General features: G+C 59.8%; 11 protein-coding genes. 6 read left to right on the forward strand and 5 right to left on the reverse strand.

Going from position 1 to position 13,743, the window contains the following annotated elements:
• Positions 1-50: 50 nt before the first annotated feature.
• On the reverse strand, positions 51-710 hold the full coding sequence (locus FY152_12045) for a YggS family pyridoxal phosphate-dependent enzyme (protein ID UXS32791.1): 660 nt from the start codon (positions 708-710) through the stop codon (positions 51-53).
• A gap of 192 nt (positions 711-902) precedes the next feature.
• On the opposite strand from FY152_12045, the gene FY152_12050 reads away from it, so the two are divergent.
• Genes FY152_12050 through FY152_12060 form a run of 3 tightly spaced genes read left to right on the forward strand, consistent with a single transcriptional unit; the run spans position 903 to position 5,120 of the window.
• Positions 903-3,533, forward strand: a complete 2,631-nt coding sequence (locus FY152_12050; GenBank protein ID UXS32792.1) for a leucine--tRNA ligase — start codon at positions 903-905, stop codon at positions 3,531-3,533.
• The gene (locus FY152_12055) at positions 3,526-4,071 is read left to right on the forward strand and encodes a hypothetical protein (GenBank protein ID UXS32793.1); all 546 of its coding nucleotides are present in this window, start codon (positions 3,526-3,528) and stop codon (positions 4,069-4,071) included. The genes FY152_12050 and FY152_12055 overlap by 8 nt, the downstream gene beginning before the upstream one ends.
• An 11-nt stretch (positions 4,072-4,082) precedes the next feature.
• Entirely contained in the window at positions 4,083-5,120 is a 1,038-nt protein-coding gene (locus FY152_12060; protein UXS32794.1) for a DNA polymerase III subunit delta, read from the forward strand.
• Between the two features lie 78 nt (positions 5,121-5,198).
• On the opposite strand, the gene FY152_12065 is transcribed toward FY152_12060, so the two are convergent.
• From FY152_12065 to FY152_12080, 4 genes are all read right to left on the reverse strand, one after another.
• Complete coding sequence (locus tag FY152_12065) at positions 5,199-5,537, reverse strand: ferredoxin family protein (GenBank protein UXS32795.1); 339 nt, start codon at positions 5,535-5,537, stop codon at positions 5,199-5,201.
• 158 nt (positions 5,538-5,695) lie between these two features.
• Positions 5,696-6,112 (reverse strand): RNA-binding S4 domain-containing protein, encoded by a 417-nt coding sequence (locus FY152_12070; protein ID UXS32796.1) that lies wholly within the window; start codon positions 6,110-6,112, stop codon positions 5,696-5,698.
• A gap of 4 nt (positions 6,113-6,116) precedes the next feature.
• Positions 6,117-9,182: a helicase gene (locus FY152_12075; GenBank protein UXS33275.1), complete on the reverse strand. Its 3,066-nt coding sequence runs from the start codon at positions 9,180-9,182 to the stop codon at positions 6,117-6,119.
• 426 nt (positions 9,183-9,608) lie between these two features.
• Positions 9,609-10,853 (reverse strand): ubiquinone biosynthesis hydroxylase, encoded by a 1,245-nt coding sequence (locus FY152_12080; protein UXS33276.1) that lies wholly within the window; start codon positions 10,851-10,853, stop codon positions 9,609-9,611.
• A gap of 56 nt (positions 10,854-10,909) precedes the next feature.
• On the opposite strand from FY152_12080, the gene tesB reads away from it, so the two are divergent.
• The 3 genes from tesB to FY152_12095 all read left to right on the forward strand — a co-directional run bounded on the left by tesB (position 10,910) and on the right by FY152_12095 (position 13,737).
• Positions 10,910-11,794, forward strand: a complete 885-nt coding sequence (gene tesB / locus FY152_12085; protein UXS32797.1) for an acyl-CoA thioesterase II — start codon at positions 10,910-10,912, stop codon at positions 11,792-11,794.
• A 213-nt stretch (positions 11,795-12,007) separates the two neighbouring features.
• Positions 12,008-12,358, forward strand: a complete 351-nt coding sequence (locus FY152_12090) for a P-II family nitrogen regulator (protein UXS32798.1) — start codon at positions 12,008-12,010, stop codon at positions 12,356-12,358.
• A 29-nt stretch (positions 12,359-12,387) separates the two neighbouring features.
• A complete protein-coding gene (locus FY152_12095) occupies positions 12,388-13,737 on the forward strand; it encodes an ammonium transporter (GenBank protein ID UXS32799.1) in 1,350 nt (449 codons plus the stop codon).
• Positions 13,738-13,743 lie beyond the last annotated feature (6 nt).

A 13,743-nucleotide genomic window follows, 5' to 3' on the forward strand; every position in this document is an offset into this window, starting at 1 on the left:
TTGCATTGTCTGAAAACCCGGCCGAAACGCCGGGTTTTTTGTTTGATGATTTATCGAGCGCCGAAGATCGCCGAGCCGACGCGCACGCTCGTTGCGCCGAATTCGACTGCGGTTTCGAAATCGCCGGACATGCCCATGGAAAGCTTCTCGAGGCCGCATTGTTTTGCAAGCTTCGCCAGAAGCGCAAAATGCGGACCGGGATTTTCCTCCGCCGGCGGAATGCACATCAGCCCCTCGACCGGCAATTTCAGCTCATCCCGGCAAAAAGCAACAAAGGTAGCCGTCTCGCGCGGATCGATGCCGGCCTTCTGCGGCTCAAGCCCGGTATTGACCTGCACATAGAAACGAAGGCTGCGGCCCTGCTTGACGCATTCTTCGGAAAGCGCGCGGGCGATCTTTTCCCGGTCGATGCTCTGCACGACATCAAATAATGCAACGGCATCCGCCGCCTTGTTGGATTGCAGCGGGCCGATCAGATGCAGCTCGATGTCAGGTGTCTTTTCTTTCAGGGCAGGCCATTTGCCCTGCGCTTCCTGTACGCGGTTCTCGCCGAACACGCGCTGGCCACCATTGATGACCGGCTGGATCGCCTCCGCGTCGAATGTCTTCGAGACGGCGACCAGTGCCACCGCCTCTGCCTTGCGGCCGGATTTCTCCGCAGCTTCCGCGATCCGCTGCCTGACATCCTCAAGACGTGCTTCGATTTCCATCACAGAACCTTTATTTGAACCATTCGCAAGCTAACTAGACGCCGATTGCCTTGATGCCAAGCGGGTTTAGCACCATTTGAGGCACGCTGGCCAAGATTGAACGCCCGGACGCCCCGCCAAACTTGACGCCCCGGTCGTTTCATGGTGAAGGTCAGCGCAAATTTTTCCCCTCGATACCCGGAATTCAGAACAATGGCCATCGAACGTTACAATCCTCGCGACGCCGAGCCGCGCTGGCAGCAGAAATGGAACGAAGACAAGGTTTTCGTGACCGACAACAGCGATCCGCGCGAGAAGTATTACGTTCTAGAGATGTTTCCCTACCCATCGGGACGCATCCATATGGGCCATGTCCGCAACTACGCGATGGGTGATGTGGTTGCGCGCTACAAGCGCGCGCGCGGCTTCAACGTTCTGCACCCGATGGGCTGGGACGCCTTCGGCATGCCTGCGGAAAACGCGGCCATGCAGAACAAGGTTCACCCGAAGGACTGGACCTACCAGAACATCGCCACCATGCGCGGCCAGCTGAAGTCCATGGGCCTGTCGCTGGACTGGACCCGCGAATTCGCGACCTGCGACGTGGAATATTACCATCGCCAGCAGGCGCTGTTCGTCGATTTCATGGAAAAGGGCCTGGTTTACCGCAAGCAGTCCAAGGTCAACTGGGATCCGGTCGACCACACGGTTCTGGCCAATGAGCAGGTGATCGACGGCCGCGGCTGGCGCTCCGGCGCACTGGTCGAACAGCGCGAACTGACACAATGGTTCTTCCGCATCACCGATTTCAGCCAGGACCTGCTGGACGAACTGGATGAACTGGACCAGTGGCCGGAAAAAGTGCGCCTGATGCAGAAGAACTGGATCGGCCGTTCCGAAGGCCTGTCGCTGCGCTGGCAAACCGTCACTGAGACGGCGCCAGAAGGTTTTTCCGATATCACCGTTTATACAACGCGTCCCGACACCCTGTTCGGCGCATCCTTCCTGGCGATCGCCGCCGACCATCCGCTGGCAAAGGAACTGTCGGCGAACAACCCCGATATTGCCGCGTTCTGCGATGAATGCCGCCGCCATGGTACCTCTCTGGCAGCACTGGAAACCGCTGAAAAGAAGGGTATCGATACTGGCGTGAAGGTCGTTCACCCGCTGGATCCGACCTGGGAACTGCCCGTCTATGTCGCCAATTTCGTCTTGATGGATTACGGCACCGGCGCAATCTTCGGCTGCCCCTCGGGTGACCAGCGCGATCTGGATTTCGCTCGCAAATACGGCCTGCCGGTCGTGGCCGTCGTCGCACCCGAAGGCCCGGATGCAGAAAGCTTCACCGTCGACGACACGGCCTATACCGATGACGGCGTGATGATCAATTCCGGCTTCCTGAACGGCATGAAGACGGCTGACGCCTTTGAGGCAGTCGTGCAGAAGCTCTCCGCCGAGATGCTGGGCAATGCGCCGCAGGCTGAGCGCAAGGTCAATTTCCGCCTGCGCGACTGGGGCATTTCCCGCCAGCGCTACTGGGGTTGCCCCATCCCCGTCATCCATTGCGAAGTCTGCGGCGTGGTGCCGGTTCCGAAGAAGGACCTGCCGGTCAAGCTGCCCGATGACGTGACCTTCGACGTGCCCGGCAACCCGCTGGACCGGCACCCCACATGGCGTCATGTCGCCTGCCCGCAATGCGGTCATGACGCGCGGCGCGAAACCGACACGATGGATACCTTTGTCGATTCCAGCTGGTATTACACCCGCTTCACAGCACCGTGGGAAGACCAGCCGACCGACCCGAAGGTTGCCAATCACTGGCTGCCGGTCGATCAATATATTGGCGGCATCGAGCACGCCATCCTGCACCTGCTCTATTCGCGTTTCTTCACCCGCGCCATGCGCGAGACCGGTCATGTCGGCGTCAAGGAACCCTTCAAGGGCCTGTTCACGCAGGGCATGGTGGTGCACGAGACCTACAGCCATGGCGAGGGCACAGGCCGCGAATGGATAGCACCCGCCGACCTGCGTATCGAAGAGACGGACGGCGCCCGCCGGGCATTCCTCCTGTCTTCTGGCGCGGAAGTGAAGATCGGCTCGATCGAGAAGATGTCGAAATCTAAGAAGAACGTGGTCGACCCGGACGATATCATCGCATCCTACGGGGCGGATACCGCACGCTTCTTCGTCCTGTCGGACTCTCCGCCGGATCGCGACGTCATCTGGTCGGAAGCTGGCGTGGAGGGTGCAAACCGTTTCGTCCAGCGCGTCTGGCGCATCATCGGCGAAGTCGCCGGGGAACTGAAGAGCGTCAAGCCGAAGCCTGCGGCCGAAGGCGAAGGTCTGGCAGCCTCCAAGGCCGCCCACAAGACGCTGAAGGCTGTTCAGGAAGATCTGGACAAGCTCGCCTTCAACAAGGCGATTGCCCGCATTTACGAGCTGGTCAACGCCTTGGCAGGACCACTTGCCGATGTCGCGGCGGGCGGCAAGTCGGATGACGTGAGGGCGGCGGCACGCGACGCCGTCGAAATTCTCATCCGCATCATCGCCCCCATGACACCGCATCTGGCCGAAGAATGCTGGTCGGCCCTAGGCAACACAGGTCTCGTCGCCCAGACGCCGTGGCCAGCTTTCGTCGCCTCACTGGTCGAGGAAAACGATGTGGTCATGCCCGTCCAGGTCAACGGCAAGAAGCGCGGCGAATTGACAATCGCGCGCGATGCGGATCAAGATGCGGTCCGCACGGCCGCCCTTGCGCTGGATGCCGTCAAATCCATTCTTGCCGGTGGCGAGCCCAAGAAAGTCATCGTGGTTCCGCAGAGGATTGTGAACATTGTTGTCTGACGTTTTTTCGAGATGGAGCCGCGTCGCGGCAGCAATTTCCGTCGTGATGATGGCTGGTCTTCTAGCGGGTTGCCAGGTGCGCCCGCTATATGGCGAAGCTTCCGGGACCAAGGAGAGACTGGCAGCCGTCAGCATTTCCGACGTCGGTGGCAGAGTTGGGCAGGAAGTCCGTAATCAGTTGATCTTTCTGATGGGCGGCGGTGCAGGCCAACCGGCAACGGCGCAATATAACGTCAAGATTTCCGTCAGCTCGAGCTCCTCAACGACGGAAGTGCAGAATTACGACCTGACGACCCGCGCGAACAACAATTACGACGGCCCCTACCCCGGCCGTGTGGTGATGACCGGCAACTATGTTCTGACCCGTATTTCCGACGGTCAGATCCTGCGCTCCGCACGCCGCAGCGTAACGGCGCAGGTCGATCTGCCGCAGCAGGAATTCGCCAAGATCAGGGCAACCCGCGATGCTGAAAACCGGGCGGCTCGCGAACTGGCTGAAATCATCCGTACCGATATCGCCGCCACTCTCGGCCGCTGAGAGCCGGGGCCGTGGCAGAGATAAAATCGCATGAATTTGAGCGCTTCGCCGAAAACCCGGCGGAGCGCTTTCGCATTTTTGTACTTTACGGTCCGGATCGGGGCCTCGTGTCGGAGCGGGCGAGCATCATCGCGAAGAAAACCGGCATCGATCCCGACGACGCTTTTGCGTCGCTGAAGCTGACCGCATCCGATCTGCAGGGTGACCCGGGCCGTCTGCTAGACGAGGTGAATGCCATAGGCCTTTTCGGCGGTGAGAAACTCGTCTGGGTCAAAGGTGCTTCGGCCGAACGGGCGCTGGTGGATGCCCTCCAGCTATTGGCCGAGACGCCACCGGAAGCGAGCTTCCTGATCATCGAAGCCGGCGATGTCAAAAAGGGCACGGGGCTGCGCAAGATCGCGGAACCTGCGCGTTCCATCGCCGCGATCCCCTGCTATGCCGACGATGCGCGCTCGTTGAACGCACTGATCGATCAGGAGCTGTCGGCCGACAATCTGCGCATCGCGCCGGCCGCGCGGCAGAGACTGATCGAATCGCTCGGCGGCGACCGCATTGCCTCGCGCAACGAAATCCGCAAGCTCGCGCTTTATTGTCGTGGCGCGGAGGTGATCGAGGAAGACGACGTGCTGGCGATCATCGGCGATGCAAGCACGGTTTCCGCTGACGATGCCGTCGATGCCATCCTGAAGGGCGATAGAAACGCCTTTTTCCATGCGACCCAGAAGATCGTCGCCTCGAAGACGCCAATTTTCCTGGTGCTTCAGGGATGCCTCAAGCAATTCCAGCTGCTTGATCAGATGCGGGCCGAGATGGACGAGAAAAAGCAGCAGGCCGGGCAGGTCATGCAAACGCTTGGACCCCACATCCATTTTCGCAGAAAGCCGATCATCGAAAGAGCGCTGCGCACCTGGCAGCCTGCGGCAATCGCGCGCGAGATGAACCGCCTGCAGGCGGCCATATTGCAAAGCCGCCAGCGGCAAAGCCTGGAAGAAAGCGTGGCCCTTCTGACCCTGCTTTCGACTACGCTGCAATCCGGCCGAGGCGGCTGAATTCCAGCAAAAAGCCCTCGCGCTTACGCTGCAAGGGCTCTTAAAATCATAATACGTAGACAACAGGTCGTCGAAAACTCAGTCGCCCTGACCGGGTTCAGCGGAAAAATAAAGGTCCAGCTTACCCTCGACGCCGTCCATTTCCTTGGCTTCGGGCATCGGATCACGCTTTATCGTGATGTTCGGCCAGATCGCTGCATATTCCGCATTCAGCTTCAGCCACTTGTCGAGACCCGGCTCCGTATCGGGCTTGATCGCCTCGGCGGGACATTCCGGTTCGCACACACCGCAATCGATGCATTCATCAGGATTGATCGCGAGGAAATTTTCACCCTCATAAAAGCAGTCGACGGGGCAGACTTCAACGCAATCGGTATATTTGCAGCGAATGCAATTGTCGGTCACGACATATGTCATGATGAACTCCAGAATATGCAGGCCGGGTCTTTGGGCTTCGGAACACAAGCCGTCGCCCGGAATTCAGACAGGGCAATTTCGCAAGTGACGTAATGCCTTTGCCTTCAGATAGCAAGGATAAACAATTCTGAAAAACCGGCTCGACTTGGAGGTTTATTCTAATCTGTATTTCCGTCACTGTCTGACAGAAACTTGTCGAGCGCTCTGCGCTCTTTTTTGGTCGGACGACCGCTGCCCGGCTCTCGCATCGCCTGCTCCAGGGGGCTCAGCCTGTCGGAAGGCGCCCTTGGCGGCGTCAGATCGTCATAGAGAAGCCTGGCCTCTTCATAGGGCCCACGCCGCTCGCCGCCGGACTTGACGACGAGTACCTTGTCCATTCGCTCGAAACCGATATCGAGCCTGTCACCCGCCTTCACCGCATGGCTTGGCTGACGGATAGTGACATCATTGACCTTAACCTGGCCAGACTGGATATAACCTTGGGCAAGGGAGCGGGATTTAGCCATGCGGGCAAAGAACAACCACTTGTCCAGACGCTGACGCGTACTCTCCAATGGCTGTTCTTTGCTCCCCATAGGCTTACTTCTTCAGCTGCTCCTTGAGGGCAGCGAGCTTTGCGAAAGGTGAATCCGGATCGAGCGGCTTCTCCTTGCGGGGAGGCTTGGCTTCGAAACGCTGCTGACCCTGCGGTTTTCCGCCGCGGTCATTACGGTCCGGCCTGTCCTTGCGCTCGCCGCGATCCTGACGATCGTTGCGATTGCCGCGGTCAGGGCGTCCACCATCACGCTTGCGCTCACCCTCGCCGCCGCGATTAGCGGCTTCGCGATTTGCGCCGTCACGATTATCGCGACGGCCTTCACCACGACGCTCGCCCTGCTCGCGCGCGCCATCACGGCCTTGACCGCGATTGCCCGGACGACGGTTCTCGCTACGCTGGTTTTCGTTGCGGCCACCTGGGCGCCACAGAAGAACGGGCTTGGGCTCGGCAGCCTCAGTGCTTTCCGCAGGCACGGTCTCACCAACCGTAACTTCGTCGCTGACGGCTTGCGCGACCGGCGTTTCCTCGACGGTTTCAACAGCCGCCGTTTCGGATGCCTGTTCTTCCGAAGCGGGCTCATCCTGCTCGGCCTCAGCGCTTTCCTCTTCCGCCACCGCCTCAGCGGCGGCCGGAGCAGCAGCGCCGGTCTGGCTGGCGAGGAAGGCCTGCGCCTCTTCCGCCGTCACCTGGTCGGCACGGTAGCCGAGACCCTTGAGGATCTCTTCCATGTCGTCGAGCGTCGCGCCGAGAATGGAGAGCATCGCGGTCGTCGTCGTGAAGCGACGGCCATCATAGGCGCCTTCCGGGCGCGGCTGCTGGCCGGGCTTCCACTGCAACAGCGGACGAATGAGATCAGCCAGACGCTCGAGAATGTCGATACGAACCGCACGCTTTCCAAGGAAACGGAAACCGGCAAGCTTGTAGAACATACGCTCGAAGGCGGGGTCCGTTACCACGGAGGTGCGGCCGGCAGCGAGCACCGGAATGAGATCGCCATAACCCGGCTTGCCGAGGCCATCATTCTTCAGCGCCCAGAGCAGCGTCACAAGCTCGGCCGGAGCCGGCTTCAGCAATGCGGGCAGGAAGACGTGATAGGCGCCAAAACGCACGCCGTAGCGGCGCATGGAGGCGCGCGCATCCTGATCCAGCGACTTCACGTCTTCGGTGACGTCGCGGCGGAACAGAACGCCAAGATTTTCGACCAGCTGGAACGCCAGGCCCTTTGCCAGACCCTGAAGGTCTTCGGCGCGTGAAATATCGTCCAGCGGCTTCAGCACGGTCGCAATCTGGTGATTGACGAAACGTTCGACGCGCGCCAGCGCGTGATCACGGGCGTTGCCGCTCAACTGTTCGTCGGCAAGCAGGATCACACGCGGCTTCATGATGTTGTCACCTGCCGAAAGGCGGGCCACCGGCTCGCCCAACCAGCGAACCAGACCATCGGAGCTCAAAGCAAGATCGCCATTTCCACTGGCGTGCAGACGCGCGGCACGCGCCTCGTATTCGAGCGCGAGCGCCTTTTGCGCCGCAGCCTGCACGGCCTTCTGATCCGGCCCTTCCATTCCCGGCACCGGCGTGAACCGGAACCCGGCCAACTGGCCGACGTGATGTCCTTCTACGAAGACATCACCATTTACACTGATTTCAGCTTCAAGCATCGCATTCTCTCTCAGGCGCCTCATGAGCACAGATGTCCTGCGATCAACAAAGCGTTTCGTCAACCTTTCATGTAGCGCATCGGACAATCGATCCTCGATTTCCCGCGTCTTTTCTTGCCAGTGTGTCGGATCGGCAAGCCATCCTGGGCGGTTCGATACATAAGTCCATGTTCTGATCTGCGCAATCCTTGCAGAAAGGGTATCGATCTCTCCATCCGTGCGATCGGCGCGGCGTACCTGCTCTGACATGAAATCTTCGTTCACCGCACCGCGTTTTACGAGGTCGAAATAGAGCGTCGATATCAGGTCGGCATGCTGGGCAGGCGCGATACGGCGATAGTCGGGAAGCGCGCAGGCCTCCCATAGTTTTTCCACCCGCGCATCGCTCGTCGTCACGTCGATGATTTCAGGATAACGCGATAGATATTCCAGCGCCTGCTGGTCGATTGCGGGCAAGGCCCGGGAAAGCCCCTGGATCGTGGGCGCGGCATCGAGGCTCAGACGCAGATTGGCGATGGAGGAAAAATCGAAATTCTTCGTCCGCCATTGCAGCACCTTCACCGCATCGAACTGATGGGTTTCGATACGCTCCACCAATTCATCGTCAAAGGGATCGACGCGCCCCGTCACGCCGAAGGTGCCATCGCGAAGATGGCGGCCGGCGCGGCCGGCGATCTGGCCGATCTCGCCGGGATTGAGATTGCGGAACTGGTAACCGTCAAATTTACGGTCCTGCGCGAAGGCGACATGATCGACATCGAGGTTAAGCCCCATGCCAATGGCGTCCGTCGCGACAAGATATTCGACATCGCCGGACTGGTAGAGCCCGACCTGGGCATTGCGCGTTCGCGGCGAAAGCGCGCCCATCACCACAGCCGCACCGCCGCGCTGGCGCCGCACCAGCTCTGCGATGGCATAAACCTCTTCCGCCGAAAAGGCGACGATGGCCGTGCGTTGCGGCAGGCGGGTGATCTTTTTCTGGCCCGCATAAAAAAGCTGCGACAGGCGCGGCCGCTCGACCACGGTAATTCCCGGCAGCAGCTTCTCAAGGATCGGGCGCATCGTGCCTGCACCGAGAAGCAACGTTTCCTCCCGCCCACGCAAGTGCAGCACGCGGTCGGTGAAGATGTGGCCACGCTCCAGATCACCGGCCAGCTGCACCTCGTCGATCGCGACGAATGCGGCCGTCGTCTCGCGCGGCATGGCTTCCACCGTGCAGACCGAATATTTGGCTTTGGGAGGGGAAATCTTTTCTTCGCCGGTAATCAGCGCCACATTCGGCGCACCCACTTTTTCAACGAGACGGGTATAGACCTCCCGCGCAAGAAGGCGCAGCGGCAGGCCGATGACCCCGCTGCCATGCGCCACCATCCGCTCGATCGCGTAGTGGGTCTTGCCGGTATTGGTGGGGCCGAGAACGGCCGTGACACCGCGGCCGCTCAGGATCATGGGGCGAAAATTCAACGTACTATCCGCGAATCGACTTCATCTGCTTGTCGTGCAGGCCGCCATTGCTGGTACGGTCCGCACGCACCACACATGGCAATGCCCGCCGACAAAGGCAATAGGCCTTGCCCGTAAAGTGGGTCGCGGCTGTTGCTGTACCAACTTTTCTGTTCAGATTCAGCCGGTTGAGAGGACAAAAAGAATCCGGCGAAAACGAAATCGATTCGGTTGCGGAACAGTCTGCGAACGAATCGAATACGAATCGCTGACTCGGCGGGATTCAGCTTTTGTTCCCCACAGCATCTGGTTGGCAAACCGGCGTTCCATACCAGATTGTGAATCCGGGTAAGTCCTTGCCCGGATTCAAGTTTGCAGCACCGACTTTAGACCCAAAATGCCGGAATCGGCTGTCAAGACGCAATCGCGGTATCAGAGCGCCTCGCCCGCGAGCAAACGTGGCGCGTTCGCATCTGTCGTTCCGGCGGCCTGCCCGATGAAATAGGATTTCAGCGCCGGCAAACGATCCACAACACCCAGACCGAAATCCCGCATGATGCGGATTGGACCGACATCGTTGGAGAAAAGCCGGTTCAGCACATCCGTCGTCACCCCCATCCGCAAGGTGTCGAAACGCCGCCACGACTGATAACGCTCCAGAACATTGAGCGAGCCGATATCGAGACCGAGACGGTCAGCCTCGACCACGGTTTCGGCCAGGGCCGCGACATCCTTGAAGCCAAGATTGAGGCCTTGGCCCGAGATCGGGTGAATTCCGTGCGCCGCATCGCCGGCAAGCGCAAAACGCGGCGCGACGAAGGAGCGGGCCAGCGTCAACCCCAGCGGAAAGGCACGGCGCGGACCGACGGGTCGGACAGGGCCGAGCTTGTGACCGAACCGGCGCTCGAGCTCTTCCTCGAACACCAGATCGTCGGAGGCGACCAACCTGTCGGCATCGGCCGTCCGTTCCGTCCAGACGAGCGACGAACGGTTTCCTTTCAGCGGCAGGATGGCAAAAGGCCCTGAGGGCAGGAAATGCTCCTCCGCACAGCCCTCATGCGGCCGGTCATGTTCGACGGTGGTAACGATACCGGACTGGTCATAAGCCCAGTGCACTGTCTTGATGCCCGCCATATCCCTGAGCGCCGAGCGAACGCCATCGCAGGCGACGAGCAGCCGCGCTTCCAGCGCCGAACCGTCGGAAAGCGAGATGGATGTCGATTGCGAGCCCGCGGTAAACCCGGAAACACTGAGGCCATGGCGGATGTCTATGCCAAGGCGCTCGCACAGGCCGCGCAGCGCGCCCACCATCGCCACATTCGGAACCATATGGGCGAAGGGCCTGCCCTCTTCCACCACACCGTCGAAGGTGAGAAATACCGGACGGACCGGGTCGGCAGTCTTCGAATCAGTAACGATCATCTTGTTGATCGGCTGGGCTTCCGGCTCGATTTCGCTCCATATCCCGAAAACATCGAGCATGCGCGTGGCAGCCGCGATGATCGCAGAGGCGCGGACGTCCTTCTTCCAGACATCCTCTGGAGCCGCCTCAACCACCTGCACGTTAAGATGCCGGGCCGCCTGCTTAATTGCGACAGCAACGGAAAGACCGACATATCCGCCGCCTGCAACCACCACGTCGAGCATCGCGCTTCTCCTCAAATCTTGTGCACGCATCATCGGCGCACTATAGACCATGTGACGTCTTCCTACAGCCGGAGCAGGCCGAAAAAATGTCGCATCCTTTGCAAACGTCAGACCCGATGGCCAATCTCATCGCCACGCTCGATCTCGAAAAGCTGGAAGAGAACCTGTTCCGTGGCGAAAGCCCGCAAATCGGCTGGCAGCGCGTCTTCGGCGGCCAGGTCATAGCGCAAGCCCTGATCGCGGCGCAGAGAACCGTGGATGACGACCGCCTCGTGCACTCGCTGCATGCCTATTTCATGCGCCCCGGTGATCCGCTCGTCCCCATCCTCTACCAGGTGGAGCGTATCCGCGACGGCGCCAGCTTCTGCACCCGCCGTGTGGTCGCCATCCAGCACGGCAAGGCGATTTTTTCCATGTCCGCGTCGTTTCAGATATTCGAGGACGGCTTTAATCATCAGATAAAAATGCCTGACGTGCTGCCGCCCGAAAAACTGATGAGCGAGGAGCAAATGCAGGCAGCCTTCCTTGCCAATGCACCCGCTTCGATCCGCAAATACTGGAGCAACAAGCGCCCGATCGAGATAAGACCGGTGTCGCTGACCCATTACATCTCGAAGGAAAAACTCGAACCGCAGCAGGATATATGGGTTCGCGCCGTCGGCGAAGTGCCCGACAATCCGCGTTTCCAGTCGGCCATTCTCGCCTATCTGTCGGACATGACCCTTCTCGACACATCGCTCTACGCCCACGGAACGACGATCTTCGATCCTTCCATTCAGGTGGCGAGCCTCGATCACGCCATGTGGTTCCACCGCCCCTGCCGGCTGGATGACTGGCTGCTCTATACGCAGGATAGCCCCAGCGCCTCCGGTGCGCGCGGTTTGACGCGTGGCAATATTTTCACCAGACAGGGTGAGCTGGTCGCCTCCGTCGCACAGGAAGGTTTGATCCGCAAAAGGGCAAATGATTAAATAATGTGCTTTTCTGGAAAATCGCACATTTAATAGACGCAAATTTCGTCGACAAATGCCCCTTTTTCAGACGAATTTCATATAAGTTTTATATTTCAATAACTTATATCCACCCATCAAAACTGGCACGCCCTTTGAATGTATGTCCGCAGTCGCTGTTACTGATCTGCCAGCGGCAAGGAGAGTCGGCTCCGTGCCGAGGACAAACAAAGGATGGGAAACCAGATGAAAATTGTGATGGCCATTATCAAGCCGTTCAAGCTGGATGAGGTGCGCGAAGCGCTCACCGGCGTCGGCATCCAGGGCCTGACCGTGACCGAGGTTAAGGGTTACGGACGCCAGAAGGGACATACCGAGATTTATCGCGGCACGGAATATGCGGTGAGCTTCCTTCCAAAACTAAAGATCGAGATCGCGGTTCCATCCGATGTCGTCGACAAGGCCGTTGAGGCGATCGCATCTGCGGCAAAGACCGGGCAGATCGGTGACGGCAAGATCTTTGTCTACTCTATCGAACAGGCCGTGCGCATCCGTACCGGCGAAACCAACACAGAAGCGCTTTGAAGCACGGCTGACAGGGGAGTTTTCTAGCTATGCAACTCAACAAGTTTTCAACGCTCGGCAAGCTGGGCGCCGGTGTGGCGGCCCTGATGGCACCGGCCATCGCCTTTGCCCAGGAAGCCGCGCCGGCAGTAGCGGCGGCGGCGCCCGTTCCGGAAAAAGCCGACACCGCATTCATGTATGTCGCGACGATCCTCGTGCTTTTCATGATCATTCCGGGTCTCGCCCTGTTTTACGGCGGTCTCGTCCGTACCAAGAACATGCTCTCCGTCCTCATGCAGTGCACGGTCGTCGCTGCAGTCATGATGCTCGTCTGGGTAATCTACGGTTATTCCTTCGCCTTCGGCGGTGGCACCGGCCCCTACTTCGGCGGCTTCGGCAAGCTGTTCCTCTCGGGCGTTTCGCTTGACAGCACGTCGGCAACCTTCTCCGAAGGTGTGGTGATCTACGAATACACCTTCATCGCCTTCCAGATGACCTTTGCGGCCATCACGCCTGCGCTGATCGTCGGTGCCTTTGCGGAACGCGTGAAGTTCTCCGCCGTCATCCTCTTCACCATCCTGTGGGCAACCTTCGTCTATTTCCCGATTGCACACATGGTATGGGACGCGAATGGCCTGATCTTCGGCATGGGTGCTCTCGACTTCGCCGGCGGCACGGTCGTTCACATCAATGCCGGTGTGGCAGGCCTGATCGGCGCGATCATGGTCGGCAAGCGTACAGGCTTCGGCAAGGACATGATGGCACCGCACTCCATGACGCTGACGATGGTCGGCGCAGCCATGCTGTGGTTCGGCTGGTTCGGCTTCAATGCCGGCTCCAACCTCGAAGCATCGGGCGGAGCGGTTCTCGCAACCATGAACACCTTCCTCGCAACCGCAGCAGCCGTCGTCTCCTGGTCGCTGGTTGAAAGCTTCACCCGCGGCAAGGCTTCCATGCTGGGCGCTGCTTCTGGCATGATCGCCGGCCTCGTCGCCGTCACGCCTGCGGCAGGCTCCGTTGGACCGATGGGTGCGATCGTTCTCGGCCTCATCGTTTCGCCGATCTGCTACTTCTTCGTCTCGGTCGTGAAGAACAAGTTCGGTTACGACGATACGGCTGACGTCTTCGGCGTCCACGGCATCGGCGGCATCATCGGCGCCCTCGGCACCGGCATCTTCACCTCGCCGCTGCTTGGCGGCACGGGCAAGGCGGACTTCTCCATCGCCTCGCAGGTCTGGACGCAGTTCGTCGCCGTCGCCATCACCATCGTCTGGTGCGCCATTGTCTCGGCAATCCTCTACAAGATCGTCGACGTCATCGTTGGCCTGCGGGTTCCGGTGGAAGCGGAACGCGAAGGTCTCGACCTCGCAACCCACGGCGAAGCCGCCTACCACTCTTAAGACCCG

The sequence above is a fragment of the Agrobacterium tumefaciens genome, from assembly GCA_025560025.1.
Classification (GTDB): Bacteria; Pseudomonadota; Alphaproteobacteria; order Rhizobiales; family Rhizobiaceae; genus Agrobacterium.